Raw genomic sequence first — 13,597 nt, 5'->3', positions numbered from 1 at the left:
ATGATCTAAAGCGGGAGTCCTAGCAGAACTCCTGCATAAAAGCCGCCCAGAAGGTCGTCGGCCATCACGCCCCACGCACCGGGAAATTTTTCGAACCGGTGGATTCCGAGCGGTTTGAGAATGTCGAAAAAGCGGAATAGCGCAAAGCCGATGATTAAAATCCACGGCGCGCTGATAATCCTGCCGGGTTCGACGAAGGCGAATGTCATGAAGATTCCGCAGACTTCGTCTATTACGATCCAGCCGGGGTCTTCGGTACCTGTATCTTTCATCGCCTTTTTCACGAACGGAATCGCGGCGAAGAAAATGACGATGGCGGCTATAAAAAACAGTGGCCAAAATCCGGAATGGACTGCGAGTAGTGCCATTGGGTAGGCAACAACGGTTGCCGCGAGGCTTCCCATGGTGCCTGGAGCTTTGGGCGACATGCCCGAACCGAAGAACGTTGTGACGAGAGTAGACAACAAATCGGTGCCCCGCCACTGGTGGGGCACGCGCTTTTTGCCGTACTTCTCTTTAAGTTCCTCGCGGTTCACTTAGTTGTCTTCATATTCAGAGCTGCCCCAGCCGTCGAGGTCGCCCGCAGCACGGCCCAGCGTAGCGCCGCCGAGAATTTCGTCGATACCCTTGTCTTCGGAATCGTCTTCCTCTTCTTCGAAGATGGAGGATTCTTCCAATTCGAGGTCTTCGTTCGGAATAATCGGATCGTCGTCAAGGTTGTTCTTGCTCTTTTTTCCTGCCATATTTTCTCCTTGGTAAAGGCGTTTCGTAATCTTTATCGCTATGATATAAAATTTTTTCTAAAAAAGGAGATTTTTTTTGAAAAAAATTCATTTTTTTTAGAAAAAGTTGTCTAAAATGCGTTTTTTGAAGGGTGTCGAGGGCTTCCGGGGCAATAAATTCTATTTTTGGGGGCGATGAAAGCGATTTTGATCATTGCGCACCACTGCATTTTGCCGGGGGCATATAAGGGGTTTGAAGAGATTCTTGACCGGCTGCATCACGATATGCCGGGTACCCGCGTGGCCAGTACGAGCCTTCTGGACCTCGAAAACGACCTTCGTGCACTCCTGCGCGAAGACGTGGAGTCCGTGACGCTGTTGCCTTACCTGCTTTTGAACGGTCAGCATACCAAGAATGACGTGCCCAAGGTAGTGGCCCGCTTGCAGGCGGAATTCCCGGAAATTCCGATAACCCTGTTGCCCTGTCTTGGCGACTGGAAAGAATTTGCAAGCATGGTGGTGGACGGCGTCCGAAATGCACAGGTTGGAATGTGTCGTACTGAACGTAGTGAAGAATCTAGATGTTCTTTAGATTCTTCGGCTACGCCTGATTCTATCGACTTCGGCTCCAGAATGACAGGCTTCGCTTGGGATGATGCTAGAATGCTGCGAGCTCATGCCTCAAATTTCTTCTCCATCGAGCTGAATCTTGAAGGCAGGAATGTGCTTGTGGTCGGCGGTGGCCGTATCGCGCTCCGCAAGGTGAAAACGCTTTTGCCCACGGGAGCCCGTATTACGGTGGTCGCCCCGCAGTTCGACCCTGAATTTAAGTCTTTAGATTCTTTGACTACGCCTGATTCCAGAATGACAGGCTCCGCTCAGAAAGACTCTTTGACGTCCGTAACGTTGATTAAACGTGCATACGAACCGCTCGACCTTCGCAGCGTCTTTATGGTGTTTATCTGCACCGACCAGCCCACGGTCAATGCCCAGGTGTCTAACGATGCCCACGCCCGTCGCATTCTGGTGAATAACGCGTGTGACTACCTTGACGGTGACTTTATCGTGCCTGCCCGTATGGATTTCGGCGAAAATATTGCGGTGACGGTTTCTACCCAGGGGCGTGCCCCGTCGCTCGCCAAGAAGCTCAAGCAGAAAATTCAGGCCGAGTGGGCCGAAGGCCTCGAACAGGTCGAAAAAGAATTCTACGAATCGTGATTAGAGTCACGTATTCCAAGTTGGAATAAAGGCCCGTGTGCTTTTTTCTTTAGAAAAGTATATTTTTCGGAAGAAAATTGTAACAAAGGAGCCTCCTATGAAAAAAACACTCGTTTTCGGTCTTGCCCTGGCTATGGGAATGTTGGTCGCCTGTGGTGACGATTCATCGAGCAATCCTTCAAATCCGGCAGATTCCGGTTCTGTTGATCCGGGTAAGAGCAGTGCAAGCTCCGATACCGAAGTTACGGAATCCCTTGCCGCTTTCTTCCCGACGGGCTATAAGGCGGAAGATGTCGTAGCTTGGTATACAAGCAATGTGGATACCATCTTGGAAAAGGATCAGACCAAGTTGCTTCTTGATGCGGTCTATCTGTTTAAGGATGGATCCTTCCTTGCGACCGAAAGCAAGCTGAAAATTAAGTCGGATGTAACAAAACTTTCCACCGGTATTGCGACCACGGGAACCTGGACTGGCGCCAAGAATGATTTCGAGAATGGCTCATTCGAAATTTCGTTCGTGTTCAAGAGTGAAGATGGCCGTACGGAAGACATGAAACTTCCGATTGAAATCAAGAATGGAAAGTTCACGCTCAGTCCTATGGGTGATACCGAATTGACCTTTACTTTGATGAGCTCCAAGGTACCGACACCGAGTGAACCTAGCGAAAAGACGATTGATACCAAGACGACTGATCCGAATTCTTCGAGTTCCGGTTCTACGTCCTCTGAAAATGTCAGCTATTCGATCGATGATGTTGAGCCTTTCTTCCCGACAGGGTACAAGGCAGAAGATGTCGCAGCCTGGTATGCCACTGATTTAGGTACGGATGTCGAAAATGACAGGACGAAGTATTATGTCGATGCGGTTTACCTGTTTAAGGACGGAACCTTCCTAGCGACCGAATGTCAACTGAAGGAAAGACCGGACCGTACTACATTCGAAAAGAAAATCGCAATGACAGGTACTTGGAGTGGTGCAAGCGAGGGCTTCGAAAATGGTTCCTTTGAAGTTGAATTTGAAGGGATGAAAATGCCTCTTGAAATCGTAGATGGCATATTCTCGATCAATCCCGATGGCGATCGTGGAATGACCTACACTCTGATGTCCTCCAGCGTTCCTGCGGCATCCGAAGAAGTGGATGTCGAAAAGAGTAAAATTGCAGATTAGTTAATGCAGAATTTTATGAGAATCCGGCCTTCGGGCTGGATTTTTTGTTATATTGAAGACAAAATAAGGAGAAAGACTATGGTTATCCGTCCTCGCCGCTTGCGTAAGAATGAAACGATCCGCAATATGGTGGCTGAAACTGCCGTGAATCCCGATGCTCTCGTCTACCCGATGTTCGTGGTAGAGGGGGAGGGCGTCAAGGAAGAAATCCCGTCGATGCCGGGGCAGTTCCGTTTCTCGATCGATGAAATCTTGAAGGAACTTGAAAGCTGCGTCGCGCTTGGCATCAAGTCGATTCTTTTGTTCGGAATTCCGAGCTTTAAGGATGAAATCGCTTCGTCCGCTTACGATGACGACGGAATTGTGCAGCGTGCGGTGCGTTCCATCAAGGCGAAGTTCCCGGAACTGTATGTGATTACCGATGTGTGCCTTTGCGAATACATGAGTCATGGCCATTGCGGTATCGTCAAGGAAAATGGCGATGTGGATAACGATCCGACGCTTGAACTTTTGGCGAAGACCGCTCTTTCGCATGCGGACGCCGGTGCCGATATGGTGGCTCCTTCGGATATGATGGATGGCCGTGTGGCGGCGATACGCTCGAAACTAGATGAGAAAGGTTTCAAGGACACGCCGATTATGGCCTACAGTGCGAAGTTTGCGAGCGCCTACTACGGACCTTTCCGCGACGCGGCGGATTCCGCTCCGCACTTTGGTAACCGTAAGAGCTACCAGATGGATGTGCGTAATGGTCGAGAAGCCTTGCATGAGGTGGAACTGGATCTTGAAGAAGGAGCCGATATCGTGATGGTGAAGCCGGGCCTTGCGTTCCTCGATGTCCTGTGTCAGACGGCTGACATGAGCAATGTTCCTGTAGCCGTGTACAACGTCAGTGGTGAGTATTCGATGGTCAAGGCGGCTGCGAAAATGGGCTGGATTGACGAAAATGCCATCATCCGCGAAAATCTGCTGGCCTTCAAGCGCGCCGGTGCCGATATTATCATTACCTATCACGCCAAGGAAGCGCTGGAACGGGGCCTGCTGAAATAGAGTGTCTTCTCCGCATGGGGTATACATTTGTTCTTAATCGTGTTGGTAAATTAATTTTTACCGCTTTATCTGTAAAAATAAAGTATATTTGCAGTGCTTTTAAAGATAAAAGTTAAACTCAATGGAGAACAAAATGAAAAAGTTCATGATGATTGCCGCTCTCGGCATGGCAGCCCTTTTCACCGCTTGCGGCGATGATTCCTCTTCTAACGCATCCTCTAATGGTGGTAGCTCCAAGACCCAGCTCGATGTAAAGGTCGTTGTTTCTTGCGATGTTATTAGGACTGCTGGCGGAATTTCTAACCATTCCTGCTATGCTATCGCTGCTGATGATGCTGGTGTGGATGCTTTCAAGACCAAGTGCGCTCCGATGAGCGAATTGGATAACAGACAGTTCACGATTGGTGCAGGCTGCGCTCAGGGCACTAATGCTTGCAACACTCCGGAAGGTCAGGTAGAATACTTCTATGACGATGCCTCTGCTCATTTCTCCTGTGCGGATCTGGGCGGCCATAGCCTCCAATAAGCTAAATAACATCGAGTAATTTTGAAGAGAGTCCGGCCTTCGGGTCGGATTTTCTATTTTTGGTGGCATGAACCATTCTTTAAGCGAAAAACTTTTTGCAGAAGCTAAGGGCCTGATGCCCGGTGGCGTGAATAGCCCTGTACGTGCGTACGGTAATGTGGGGGCGACGCCTCCGTTTATCGCCCGTGCGAAGGGAAGTCATATCTACGATGTAGATGGCAACGACTATATCGACTACGTGGGTAGCTGGGGCCCGATGCTTTTGGGGCATGCGCATGATTCTGTAATCAAGGCAGTCTCCGAGACGGCGCAGAACGGGCTCAGCTTCGGCGCTCCGTGCGGCTTGGAATCGGAACTTGCGAAGCTTGTGATGAGCCTTGTTCCGAGCGTCGAGATGATCCGCATGGTGAACAGCGGTACCGAGGCGACCATGAGCGCTATTCGTGCGGCTCGCGGATTTACAGGCCGCGACAAGATTGTGAAATTTGAAGGATGCTACCACGGCCATAGCGACAGCCTGCTCATCAAGGCGGGTTCGGGCATGCTCACGACGGGCAAGCCGAGCAGCAAGGGCGTGCCTGCGGACCTTGCCAAGTACACGCTCACGCTCCAGTACAACGATGTGGCGGGCGTGAAGGAACTTTTCGATAAGATAGGCGACGAAATCGCTGGCGTCATCGTGGAACCTGTTGCGGGGAACATGGGTGTCGTGCCCGCAAAGCCCGAGTTCCTGAAGACGCTTTCCGAAGAAACCAAGAAGCATGGCGCACTCCTGATCGTCGATGAAGTCATGACGGGATTTCGCGTGGATGTCCATTGCGCGCAGGGGTTCTATGGAATCAAGCCTGACTTGACGACTTTCGGAAAAATTATCGGCGGTGGAATGCCGGTAGGCGCCTATGGCGGTCGCCTCGATGTGATGCAGCAGATTGCCCCTCTCGGTGGAATCTACCAGGCGGGTACGCTGTCGGGCAATCCGGTCGCGATGGCGGCGGGGCTTGCCACGATGCGTGAACTTTCGGTGCATCCGGAGCTGTACGCGCATGCCGAAGCGATGACGAAGCGCCTGATTGCGGGCCTTCTGGATGCGGCCAAGGCGGCAGGAATTCCGCTTGCTGCCAATCAGGTGGGTTCTATGGGCTGCATCTTCTTTACTGAAGGGCCCGTGGAATGCTTTGCCGATGTGCAAAAGTCGGACTTGGAACTGTTCCGTAGGTACTTCCTCGGAATGCTCAATGAAGGTATCTACCTCGCGCCGAGCCAGTTCGAAGCCATTTTTGTGAGTGCCGCCCATACGGAAAATGACATTGACCGTACCGTCGAAGCGGCCCGCAAGGTGTTCAAGGGACTTTAGAAGAGGCTTGGACAAGGGAGCTATAAAAAAACTTAAAATTTTTAAGAAAATCCCTTGACAACCGCTTGTGATAATTCTATAATTGTGCGCGTCCAAGCGACAATGGATGATTAGCTCAGTTGGTAGAGCAGCTGACTCTTAATCAGCGGGTCGCAGGTTCGACCCCTGCATCATCCACGGAAATGCCGGAATTCGAAAGATTTCGGCATTTTTTTTTGTTTTTGATAAAATTTGGGCGTTTTTTCGTGAGAAATTTGGCTCTCTACCGTGTTTTAACATTGCTTAACTTTTGTAGATTTTGTTTTGTGTTCTTGTTCCGATGTTTGGTAAAATGTGCTTTTTGTGTGCCTTTTGTGTGCCGATGAACTCAATCAATGACCATGAAACGATACTCTATTCTCCAAAGGTATAAAAGTCGCGGGAATACAACCTGGTACGGACGTATTTCATGCAACGGAATCATCAGGTACGTGTCGCTGGGAGTGACCAGGAAGGCCGACGCCCAGGAGTGGCTAAACCGTCAGAATGCCCTCAAGTTCCTTCCAGAATCCATGCAGGAAGAAAAGAAGGATGTCAAGCTGTCCGATGCCGTGAATCACTTCCTTGATTTCGTTTCGTCGTCGCACGGGACCGTTTCGCTCACTTTCAAGGCCTACGCAACAAAGATGAAGAACCTGACCGCGTGGGGCGAGTCACATGGCGTTCTGACATTGAGGGAGCTTACTCGCGAAAAGGCTTCAAGGTTCGCCCTGTCGATAAACAGCGAGTACTCCTCGAAGACGGCACGTGAAATACTGAGGGTGTCGAAGCAGTTCTGCAAGTGGTGTTCCGACACTTACGAGCTTGACGGATGGTCGCCGTTCCTGGCAGTCAAGGCTTCGAAGATTGAAAAGCGCAGAAAGGACTTCTGGACGGTGGAGCAGATCGAACGGATTCTTGACGCTGCCCCTACACCGCGTTTTAGGCTTTTCTGGTCGCTCATGGCTTTTGCAGGACTAAGGCAGGCCGAGGCGTGCTCTTTTGGCCCATGTTCGCTTACCGAGGACGGCAAACTTCATGTAGTGGGGAAAGGGAACAAGGAAGCGTTTCTGCCAGTTTCCGAACGGTTACGGAAGGAAATCGAACGGTACGGTGAGCTGCATGAAGGAATGTTCGATGAACCCCAGTTCAAGTATAGCCGTTCGAACGCAGTGATCCGGGATGCCGTATCCAGCAGCGGGATAGCCAGCAGCGGTGAAAGCACGAACCACCGTTTTCGCCATAGCTTCGCTTCAAACTTGATTCGTGCAGGAGTGAATATAAAGGCGGTCCAGCAGCTAATGAGGCACGAAAAGGTTCAGATAACGCTAGACACGTACTCGCACCTTCTCCAGGATGACTTGACCGAGGCTGCAAATGCGCTGAAATAGGAAAACCCCCGGTGCTGTGGTAGAGCACCGGGGGAACGCCGATAAATGAAAGAGGGAAAATGTTATCGGCGGTTTTTAAGTTCTATCCACGATTCCTTGAATCTTGTCTTCATTCTGATTCCTCGTTCCATGTGGCTCTTGCAACGGACGTTCAACATCTTAGTCTTTCCGTTCCGTTTCACTCCGCATTCGAGGGTTTCTCGTTTGCCGTCCAGCGACATGTTTCTGTAGAAGAGTTCAACGGAACAGGCGTACTTCCACATGGCGTGGCAGGCCAGCCTTCTCAGGTAAAGGTTCTCTTCAATCAGTTTGCGTCGGTCCTTGTCAATCAGTTCTCGAAGATAAGCATTCAGACCTTGCATAGTCAAGAATTGTCTTTGGAGCGTGTCGCGTTCTTCCTGCATCCAGTCAAGGAACGCCTTGACTTTTTGGATGTCGATGTTTCCGTTTTCGGTAGTCTTCATCATTACACCACCTTCATGGCGAGTTCGCACGCCTGGTCAATCGCCGGAAGATAATCGTCTTCGCTCTTCCGCAAGTCGCACGGTGTGACTAGGCACTTAGGACAGCAATCCTGTCCGATGTTGCGCCTGATCCGGTCATAGATTCGTGCGCACATATTGTCCGGTACTCCGCATACAAGCCACTTTCTTCCCCTATATCCGTCCGCCTCGATATTCTTGTTCATTTCGTAGCACCCGTTGAGGTCAAGCACAACCTTGCACTCGTACTGTTTCGCCTGCACTCCGTTCAGGCGTTCAAGCCTGGACAACGCCCTCACCGCAACGAAGGGTACTTCCACCTTCCGGGCGTTTTCGACGTATGGCGGAACATACTCGTCTGCCTTGCGTTTTTCCTCGGCGATAATAGCTTCAGCCTGTTCGTCGGTGAGCAGCTCGTAGGAATCCGTCTTCGGGATAATTGCGCACCCTCCCCAGGTGCCGTGAATATGTCCTGCATCGTCCACGTGTTCAACCTTGCCGATTTTTCCGCTGTATTGCGGTTCTCCGTCCATGTGGGTGATTCTTAGCCATTGGCCTTTTTCCATTTTTCGTCTCCTTTCGATTCGATGTTGTGTAGGGCTAGGCAGGGGCGTGAATCCCTGCGAGCACTTTCTAGCCTTGGTTGTTTGCACCTGTCCTATTCAGGCTGTCGAGAAGTTCTAAGCCGCAAAAAGATGTCTTATCTCTGGCCATTCGAAATGGTTGAGGATGTCGTGAGTCTCAACAGTACGCAGAAACAAAACAACGTAATCCTCGCTGTCATTTACCGTGTTCGGATCAAACAGCTTCTTCGCTTTTTCCAGTACGTCGGGAAGGTTCTGACCACGAACCTCAATCGAGGTCCTTTCAGAGAACTCTTTTTCGGTGTACATTTCCTTGTTGATAGCCAGTTCGAAATAGAGCATGTTGTTTCTCCTTTAGGCAATGCAGGCCTGGTATTTTTCGAGTACGCAGTTCTCGATGTGCTCGCGGAGTGCCCTGGTGACCGGCTGGGCCAAGGTTCGTAAATCCTCGCCCTTGAAGAACGGGTCCACGGGGTAGCCGACGAACAGTCCGTTTACGCCGTCCATGATGCGCAGACCCCTGATAATGAGCTGGTCGTTGAGAATTACCTGGGCCATGCCCTTGATGTGTCCGAGGTTCGGGCCTTCATTGAAGGGGTACACCTGCACCTGGGTGACAGCCAGCACGTCGAAGTTTTCGCTGTTTTCTTTTTCGTCAATCATGTTTTACCTCTTTCGGTTAGTGTGTTAGTGAAGCTCAATGTATCCGCAGAACCCTGCGGCCATAAAATAAAGCGCGGCAAACGTGATGCCGAGTGCCGCCGTCTTTACCTTTTTAGCGAAGCGCCTTCTCCTGTTGTAGGCAAGCCATCCGCATTTCGGTGTGTATTCGTTGAAGTCCATCTTACGAATCCTCCATTGCCGTAACGGCTTCGATTTTGAGTGTTCCGTGCTCAGGTGTTACCGGGAGCCTGTACCCGTAGAAATCGTGTTGGAGCATCCACTCGGCATCGCAACGCTTCTTGTGCGGATACCTGCGCTCGTACATGGCCGTCTGCCCCTTGATCCGGTACTTGATAGCCCACATACTACTTTCCCTCGATTTTCTTGAACACTTCTGCCACCCAGTCAAGGGCCATGCTCATGCCGTCGAAGATGTTGCAGTACTTGAATTCGGAATCAATGCGTTCCCAGACATCGGCATGGAACCGGTTTTCAGTTTTCCACGTGAGTTCGGTTATTTGTGCACGTGGGCCTTCTGGAAGCGTCTCGCCGTCCGCAGAAATCCATGTACTGTAGATGTTCCTGTCTTTCAGTTGAACCTTGAACCACTTCATCGTTTCATCTCCTTGTGATTTGTTCCTTTATTATAAATATAACTAATTAAATCAGATTTATTTATATTGTGGATAAAAAAAGACGTGTTATTTTTCTTATTCGCAGCTTATTCGTGGGAAATAGCATTCCCGAAGTGTATTCGAAGGCCTAGATTCTTCTTCGGAATGTCACCAGGGATATGATTCCGCAGTTCGGGCATCTTGAAACGTGCCTTGGACGCTTAACAAGTTCGCTCTCGTTCTCCGCGCTCCTGTATCCGCAATTACGGCAACTGGATATGATGTAGACCATGCTCAGCGTCCTTTCTTGAAAATGTCGTTTATGCCGAAAACACGCCCATCGACGCATACGAGCAGCTTTTTATTCGGGTCGTTGTTCTTTTGCGCAGAAGTGCGTTCGGTGGCGTTTTCTGCGGTACGTGGGTACTTGGATTCACTCATTTCTTTTTCCTCGGCGCTTTGGGCATCTCTGCCCAGCCTACTTCATAGTAACGAAAAAGCGGATTTGCAAAAGTGAAGAATCCGCGTTCGTACCTTCTACGCAAAAATCTGCGGTAGCTCCTGCTCTGCTTAAAATCCAGGGAAATGTAGTCGGCATCCTTGCCTTTTTTCCTTTTCGTTGCTAGACGGCACGGAACCCAGACGCAAAAATGTCCGAACATCTTGCAACGCATGAACTGCCATTTTTGACGTTTCATTCGTCATTCTCCGGCATGAAGTTGTCCCAGCATTTTTCGCAGATTCCGCTCACCAGCTTTTCGCGGTCAGATGCCGTAAGTTCAGGAAGTGCATCCTGGATGTGCACACCGCCTTTCCAGGCTCGGTAGCCGTTTTCATTGACTTCAATCTGCGATGCTGTCCTGCACAACGGGCATTCAGTCATTACTTTCATAATCGTTCTCCTTTTCCTTTGTCATTTCCTTTTCCTCTTTATCTTGAAGGAGCAACCTCCAAAAGGCAACCCTACAAGGCAAGCCACTTCTCGCCATTCTTCTGTTCGGCAACTCCTGCATTGGAACTCGCTAATTCCGTCCGTATATTCGCAACCATTCACGATCGGTTCACCACAGATGTGGCACTTCCGCATTCGCTTGCGTGCGTTCCTTATGTGGTTGTGACAGTGACCGCCTTTGCGGTTTGGCTTGTAGTGCATTACAGCACGTCCAACGACGGCGATGCCATCCACGACCAAATATCGTTTCTTCGGTGCCCCGTTTAAATAAGTGCTGATGTGAGGTTTTTCATCCGTGTGCCAGCTAAATTCAGCCATCACTTATCCTCCTTCGGAGCCGACGGCAGCGGCATCCAATACTTTACGTACTTACTTTCGCAAGTGTGCATATTTCCAAAAGAAATCCATTTCATATCGTAAGAAAAACGGACAATAAACTGTTTGCTTGCGTCATCTGTAACAATTACTTCTTCACCCCAGTTCGGCTTTTCGTCGGGGAACTTGCGCCAGCGGCGTTCTTCTTCAAGCTCTGCGATTCGGACATTCATCCTTTCGTTCTCGGTCACGCGCTCGCACAGGTCGTGGTTCAGTGATTCCAGCTCTGCTATGCGGGCTTTCAGTATCGACAGTTCGTTGTCGTGGCTGGGTTGTAGGTGGTGCAATTCTATTGCCATTAATTGTCCTCCGTCAGTTTTCGCCCGCACATCGGACAGAAATTGATTGCTACGGTAAATTCGCATTCGTCTTCATTGTCGCTGACGGTCAGACCGTAGTCACCTACATACGGTTCGTCCTTCTCTATCTTGACGGCAAAACGGTCCTGAAGGATTAGGAAGTCTGGAGTTCTACCTTTGAATTTTCCACGCATTCCGAAATTGCAAAACTGGCACATCACTTCACCTCCTTGTCAGTATGTTCCTCTACGAATCTTACCGCCCAAACAATCGGAATCAGCATTAACTCTATGGCAATTCCTATAGCCATTAAAGGAAGTCGTAAAAATCTAAGCAGGGCATTCATCTCACGCCTCCTCTTTGTTAATTCTTGCTTGTATCGGGTCGCCACTAGCAAGCCATTGCACAAGCCCTGCACTGCACTGCTCGCACAAGAGCATCCATCGGTAATCCCATACGTCGTGAGGGTACTGCGGGTTTAGCGTCATTGCACTGCACTTGTTGCCATTGATTTCGGCTCTGCATCTACCGCATTTAATCACTTCGCCTCCTTGAATTTCTCGGCAAGTTCCAGCCAACGATCGCGCCATTTGTACCAATAGTCCGAATTGTATTCCCAGCACTCTTTATCGGGATCAAAAAGAGGTGCTATTGCTTCAAGATATTTTTCTTCGTTCTCGCACCTCCTCACCATCGCCAGGCACCGCTTGTATTTTTGGTGACGGATGACTCTATTATCACGTCCAATCTCTTTGAGTGCGTTAGCCTCTCTAATTGCCAAGTTGTCGCAATCGTGTCTGTAACTCGCACAAAGATTCTCCAGCCGTTTAGTCTCAATCAGCAACTGCTCGACTTCCTTCTTGTGGCTTTCCTCCAGTTCCGCAATAACCTTGTCGGCTTCGGACTTGAGGTACAAATCAGCACTTTCTATCGTGCCGATGCCTGGTATTTCAATTTTGATTGGTGTTGTCAATTCTGTGCTCATTTGTCGGCCTCCAGGATGTCGCCTTCAATTCCTTTCAACGTATCGTCTATGTCACGTTTGTCAAGGATTCCGCCCAAGAGAGTCTGGATGTGGTAGGCACATTTTGGATAAATTATTTTGGAACAGGTGTTCTTAGTGTTCTTTATGCCCGTAAGCGTAATCATGTACAGGTCTTTCTGTTCCGAGCAGTGACAGTAGTCGCATACTAAATCAAAGGTCATCTGTACTCCTCCGCTTCCTTCCTCATCTTAAAGAAGTGGAACCCGCTCGCGCATTCTACGTTGTACATAAGGTTGAAGTCCTTGATATTGATTTCCTGCCCGAGGCGGTATTCGAAACTGTTGTCATACTGCGAGTGCAGTACATCATGGCCTGCCATATCAGTAATCTTGGCCCGGTTGGTGCGGCACTTGCTGCCGTTGATGCAAAATACGATAGCACCCGCGGGAATTTCTGCAGTGATGACCACGCCTTCCTTCGTTTTCTTGTAGCCCGTGAGCGTCCCATCCACCACCTTGCCAAGACGGAATCTGTCGGCCCCGCTCAAGTTGGCATCGCTCAAGTTGGCCTCGTACAAGTTGGCATCGCTCAAGTTGGCCTCGCTCAAGTTGGCCCCGCTCAAGTCGGCACCGTACAAGTTGGCCCCGCTCAAGTTGGCTTCGCTCAAGTTGGCCCCGCTCAAGTCGGCACCGTACAAGTTGGCCCCGCGCAAGTTGGCCCCGCTCAAGTTGGCATCGCTCAAGTTGGCCTCGTACAAGTTGGCATCGCTCAAGTTGGCCTCGCTCAAGTTGGCCCCGCTCAAGTCGGCACCGTACAAGTTGGCCCCGCGCAAGTTGGCCTTCATATTTTCCCAGCCTTCGCAATCATTTTTGAGCCAGTGCTGGTGCAGTTCGATGATTTTGTCAAGTTCTTCCTGTGTCATTTTGCCTCCCATTTTTCGCATCCGAAGCTGCGGCGGTCGCGCTCGGGCATGCCTTGCTTGCACTCGCTCCAGTATTCGTCTCCACCCCATCCCTGGCGCATGCAGATCTTACCCTCATGCATGCAGTTCAGGCAGCGCTTCTGTTCAATTTTCTGTTCGTTCTTTTTGTTCATTTCCATTTTCTCGTTTCTCCTTGCGTTCGGTTCAGCCATTGATTAGTCTCATAAGACAAATCGTCATTCCTACCACCCACGCAGCGAAGGTGCAGAACGCG

The 13,597-nt window shown here is 50.1% G+C and carries 24 protein-coding genes and 1 tRNA gene; 7 read left to right on the top strand and 18 right to left on the bottom strand.

From position 1 onward, the window contains the following. Positions 1 to 5: 5 nt before the first annotated feature. Positions 6 to 536: a phosphatidylglycerophosphatase A family protein gene (locus tag BUA93_RS08310; protein WP_072978707.1), complete on the bottom strand. Its 531-nt coding sequence runs from the start codon at positions 534 to 536 to the stop codon at positions 6 to 8. After that, a complete protein-coding gene (locus tag BUA93_RS08305; RefSeq protein ID WP_072978706.1) occupies positions 537 to 743 on the bottom strand; it encodes a hypothetical protein in 207 nt (68 codons plus the stop codon). Positions 744 to 917: 174 nt separating this feature from the next. Between BUA93_RS08305 and BUA93_RS08300 the strand changes: the two genes are divergently transcribed. The 7 genes from BUA93_RS08300 to BUA93_RS08270 all read left to right on the top strand — a co-directional run bounded on the left by BUA93_RS08300 (position 918) and on the right by BUA93_RS08270 (position 7,447). Next, complete coding sequence (locus BUA93_RS08300; RefSeq protein ID WP_072978705.1) at positions 918 to 1,940, top strand: NAD(P)-dependent oxidoreductase; 1,023 nt, start codon at positions 918 to 920, stop codon at positions 1,938 to 1,940. A 97-nt stretch (positions 1,941 to 2,037) separates the two neighbouring features. After that, positions 2,038 to 3,108: a hypothetical protein gene (locus tag BUA93_RS08295; RefSeq protein WP_139257900.1), complete on the top strand. Its 1,071-nt coding sequence runs from the start codon at positions 2,038 to 2,040 to the stop codon at positions 3,106 to 3,108. Between the two features lie 78 nt (positions 3,109 to 3,186). Beyond that, positions 3,187 to 4,158 carry a porphobilinogen synthase gene (hemB, locus tag BUA93_RS08290; protein ID WP_072978703.1) on the top strand — a complete coding sequence of 324 codons (972 nt, stop codon included), beginning with the start codon at positions 3,187 to 3,189 and terminating at the stop codon, positions 4,156 to 4,158. A 133-nt stretch (positions 4,159 to 4,291) separates the two neighbouring features. Beyond that, positions 4,292 to 4,684 carry a hypothetical protein gene (locus BUA93_RS08285; RefSeq protein WP_139257899.1) on the top strand — a complete coding sequence of 131 codons (393 nt, stop codon included), beginning with the start codon at positions 4,292 to 4,294 and terminating at the stop codon, positions 4,682 to 4,684. 67 nt (positions 4,685 to 4,751) lie between these two features. Beyond that, complete coding sequence (gene hemL, locus BUA93_RS08280; protein WP_072978701.1) at positions 4,752 to 6,038, top strand: glutamate-1-semialdehyde 2,1-aminomutase; 1,287 nt, start codon at positions 4,752 to 4,754, stop codon at positions 6,036 to 6,038. A 104-nt stretch (positions 6,039 to 6,142) separates the two neighbouring features. Continuing rightward, positions 6,143 to 6,215, top strand: a tRNA-Lys gene (locus BUA93_RS08275). Positions 6,216 to 6,418: 203 nt separating this feature from the next. After that, complete coding sequence (locus BUA93_RS08270; protein ID WP_175547404.1) at positions 6,419 to 7,447, top strand: tyrosine-type recombinase/integrase; 1,029 nt, start codon at positions 6,419 to 6,421, stop codon at positions 7,445 to 7,447. A gap of 62 nt (positions 7,448 to 7,509) precedes the next feature. Here BUA93_RS08270 and BUA93_RS08265 read toward each other — a convergent pair whose 3' ends face one another. From BUA93_RS08265 to BUA93_RS16395, 16 genes are all read right to left on the bottom strand, one after another. Then, on the bottom strand, positions 7,510 to 7,914 hold the full coding sequence (locus BUA93_RS08265) for a hypothetical protein (RefSeq protein WP_072978699.1): 405 nt from the start codon (positions 7,912 to 7,914) through the stop codon (positions 7,510 to 7,512). After that, positions 7,914 to 8,495 carry a hypothetical protein gene (locus BUA93_RS08260; RefSeq protein WP_139257898.1) on the bottom strand — a complete coding sequence of 194 codons (582 nt, stop codon included), beginning with the start codon at positions 8,493 to 8,495 and terminating at the stop codon, positions 7,914 to 7,916. Before BUA93_RS08260 ends, BUA93_RS08265 begins: the two co-directional genes overlap by 1 nt. A 114-nt stretch (positions 8,496 to 8,609) precedes the next feature. Continuing rightward, positions 8,610 to 8,855 carry a hypothetical protein gene (locus BUA93_RS08255; protein WP_072978697.1) on the bottom strand — a complete coding sequence of 82 codons (246 nt, stop codon included), beginning with the start codon at positions 8,853 to 8,855 and terminating at the stop codon, positions 8,610 to 8,612. Positions 8,856 to 8,867: 12 nt separating this feature from the next. Further along, on the bottom strand, positions 8,868 to 9,176 hold the full coding sequence (locus BUA93_RS08250) for a SpoVG family protein (RefSeq protein WP_072978696.1): 309 nt from the start codon (positions 9,174 to 9,176) through the stop codon (positions 8,868 to 8,870). A 24-nt stretch (positions 9,177 to 9,200) separates the two neighbouring features. Then, entirely contained in the window at positions 9,201 to 9,356 is a 156-nt protein-coding gene (locus tag BUA93_RS16255; protein WP_175547403.1) for a hypothetical protein, read from the bottom strand. A gap of 1 nt (position 9,357) precedes the next feature. After that, on the bottom strand, positions 9,358 to 9,540 hold the full coding sequence (locus tag BUA93_RS08245) for a hypothetical protein (protein WP_072978695.1): 183 nt from the start codon (positions 9,538 to 9,540) through the stop codon (positions 9,358 to 9,360). Position 9,541: 1 nt separating this feature from the next. Beyond that, the gene (locus tag BUA93_RS08240; protein WP_072978694.1) at positions 9,542 to 9,790 is read right to left on the bottom strand and encodes a hypothetical protein; all 249 of its coding nucleotides are present in this window, start codon (positions 9,788 to 9,790) and stop codon (positions 9,542 to 9,544) included. A 294-nt stretch (positions 9,791 to 10,084) separates the two neighbouring features. Continuing rightward, positions 10,085 to 10,231, bottom strand: a complete 147-nt coding sequence (locus BUA93_RS16250; protein ID WP_175547402.1) for a hypothetical protein — start codon at positions 10,229 to 10,231, stop codon at positions 10,085 to 10,087. Further along, on the bottom strand, positions 10,228 to 10,488 hold the full coding sequence (locus tag BUA93_RS08235) for a hypothetical protein (protein ID WP_072978693.1): 261 nt from the start codon (positions 10,486 to 10,488) through the stop codon (positions 10,228 to 10,230). The genes BUA93_RS16250 and BUA93_RS08235 overlap by 4 nt, the downstream gene beginning before the upstream one ends. Beyond that, positions 10,485 to 10,682 carry a hypothetical protein gene (locus BUA93_RS08230; RefSeq protein WP_139257897.1) on the bottom strand — a complete coding sequence of 66 codons (198 nt, stop codon included), beginning with the start codon at positions 10,680 to 10,682 and terminating at the stop codon, positions 10,485 to 10,487. The genes BUA93_RS08235 and BUA93_RS08230 overlap by 4 nt, the downstream gene beginning before the upstream one ends. Positions 10,683 to 11,059: 377 nt before the next feature. Next, positions 11,060 to 11,416, bottom strand: a complete 357-nt coding sequence (locus tag BUA93_RS08225; protein WP_072978691.1) for a hypothetical protein — start codon at positions 11,414 to 11,416, stop codon at positions 11,060 to 11,062. Beyond that, a complete protein-coding gene (locus BUA93_RS08220) occupies positions 11,416 to 11,634 on the bottom strand; it encodes a hypothetical protein (protein ID WP_072978690.1) in 219 nt (72 codons plus the stop codon). Before BUA93_RS08220 ends, BUA93_RS08225 begins: the two co-directional genes overlap by 1 nt. Positions 11,635 to 11,954: 320 nt before the next feature. Continuing rightward, positions 11,955 to 12,401 (bottom strand): hypothetical protein, encoded by a 447-nt coding sequence (locus BUA93_RS08215; protein WP_072978689.1) that lies wholly within the window; start codon positions 12,399 to 12,401, stop codon positions 11,955 to 11,957. Then, positions 12,398 to 12,622, bottom strand: coding sequence for a hypothetical protein (locus tag BUA93_RS08210; RefSeq protein WP_072978688.1), 225 nt, complete (start codon positions 12,620 to 12,622; stop codon positions 12,398 to 12,400). The genes BUA93_RS08215 and BUA93_RS08210 overlap by 4 nt, the downstream gene beginning before the upstream one ends. After that, positions 12,619 to 13,323: a pentapeptide repeat-containing protein gene (locus tag BUA93_RS15750; protein ID WP_217650995.1), complete on the bottom strand. Its 705-nt coding sequence runs from the start codon at positions 13,321 to 13,323 to the stop codon at positions 12,619 to 12,621. The genes BUA93_RS08210 and BUA93_RS15750 overlap by 4 nt, the downstream gene beginning before the upstream one ends. Continuing rightward, on the bottom strand, positions 13,320 to 13,502 hold the full coding sequence (locus BUA93_RS16395) for a hypothetical protein (protein ID WP_072978687.1): 183 nt from the start codon (positions 13,500 to 13,502) through the stop codon (positions 13,320 to 13,322). Before BUA93_RS16395 ends, BUA93_RS15750 begins: the two co-directional genes overlap by 4 nt. Positions 13,503 to 13,597 lie beyond the last annotated feature (95 nt).

Source organism: Fibrobacter sp. UWH4, assembly GCF_900142475.1.
In the GTDB taxonomy this organism is placed as follows: domain Bacteria; phylum Fibrobacterota; class Fibrobacteria; order Fibrobacterales; family Fibrobacteraceae; genus Fibrobacter.
The sequence above is the reverse complement of the archived record's forward strand: the minus strand, read 5'-3'. Positions and strand labels throughout refer to the sequence as shown.

Coding starts and splice junctions, on each gene's coding strand:
- BUA93_RS08305 (WP_072978706.1), bottom strand. CDS start 743: ATGGCAGGAAAAAAGAGCAAGAACAACCTTGACGACGATCCGATTATT.
- BUA93_RS08300 (WP_072978705.1), top strand. CDS start 918: ATGAAAGCGATTTTGATCATTGCGCACCACTGCATTTTGCCGGGGGCA.
- BUA93_RS08295 (WP_139257900.1), top strand. CDS start 2,038: ATGAAAAAAACACTCGTTTTCGGTCTTGCCCTGGCTATGGGAATGTTG.
- hemB (WP_072978703.1), top strand. CDS start 3,187: ATGGTTATCCGTCCTCGCCGCTTGCGTAAGAATGAAACGATCCGCAAT.
- BUA93_RS08285 (WP_139257899.1), top strand. CDS start 4,292: ATGAAAAAGTTCATGATGATTGCCGCTCTCGGCATGGCAGCCCTTTTC.
- hemL (WP_072978701.1), top strand. CDS start 4,752: ATGAACCATTCTTTAAGCGAAAAACTTTTTGCAGAAGCTAAGGGCCTG.
- BUA93_RS08270 (WP_175547404.1), top strand. CDS start 6,419: ATGAAACGATACTCTATTCTCCAAAGGTATAAAAGTCGCGGGAATACA.
- BUA93_RS08265 (WP_072978699.1), bottom strand. CDS start 7,914: ATGATGAAGACTACCGAAAACGGAAACATCGACATCCAAAAAGTCAAG.
- BUA93_RS08260 (WP_139257898.1), bottom strand. CDS start 8,495: ATGGAAAAAGGCCAATGGCTAAGAATCACCCACATGGACGGAGAACCG.
- BUA93_RS08255 (WP_072978697.1), bottom strand. CDS start 8,855: ATGCTCTATTTCGAACTGGCTATCAACAAGGAAATGTACACCGAAAAA.
- BUA93_RS08250 (WP_072978696.1), bottom strand. CDS start 9,176: ATGATTGACGAAAAAGAAAACAGCGAAAACTTCGACGTGCTGGCTGTC.
- BUA93_RS16255 (WP_175547403.1), bottom strand. CDS start 9,356: ATGGACTTCAACGAATACACACCGAAATGCGGATGGCTTGCCTACAAC.
- BUA93_RS08245 (WP_072978695.1), bottom strand. CDS start 9,540: ATGTGGGCTATCAAGTACCGGATCAAGGGGCAGACGGCCATGTACGAG.
- BUA93_RS08240 (WP_072978694.1), bottom strand. CDS start 9,790: ATGAAGTGGTTCAAGGTTCAACTGAAAGACAGGAACATCTACAGTACA.
- BUA93_RS16250 (WP_175547402.1), bottom strand. CDS start 10,231: ATGAGTGAATCCAAGTACCCACGTACCGCAGAAAACGCCACCGAACGC.
- BUA93_RS08235 (WP_072978693.1), bottom strand. CDS start 10,488: ATGAAACGTCAAAAATGGCAGTTCATGCGTTGCAAGATGTTCGGACAT.
- BUA93_RS08230 (WP_139257897.1), bottom strand. CDS start 10,682: ATGAAAGTAATGACTGAATGCCCGTTGTGCAGGACAGCATCGCAGATT.
- BUA93_RS08225 (WP_072978691.1), bottom strand. CDS start 11,416: ATGGCAATAGAATTGCACCACCTACAACCCAGCCACGACAACGAACTG.
- BUA93_RS08220 (WP_072978690.1), bottom strand. CDS start 11,634: ATGTGCCAGTTTTGCAATTTCGGAATGCGTGGAAAATTCAAAGGTAGA.
- BUA93_RS08215 (WP_072978689.1), bottom strand. CDS start 12,401: ATGAGCACAGAATTGACAACACCAATCAAAATTGAAATACCAGGCATC.
- BUA93_RS08210 (WP_072978688.1), bottom strand. CDS start 12,622: ATGACCTTTGATTTAGTATGCGACTACTGTCACTGCTCGGAACAGAAA.
- BUA93_RS15750 (WP_217650995.1), bottom strand. CDS start 13,323: ATGACACAGGAAGAACTTGACAAAATCATCGAACTGCACCAGCACTGG.
- BUA93_RS16395 (WP_072978687.1), bottom strand. CDS start 13,502: ATGGAAATGAACAAAAAGAACGAACAGAAAATTGAACAGAAGCGCTGC.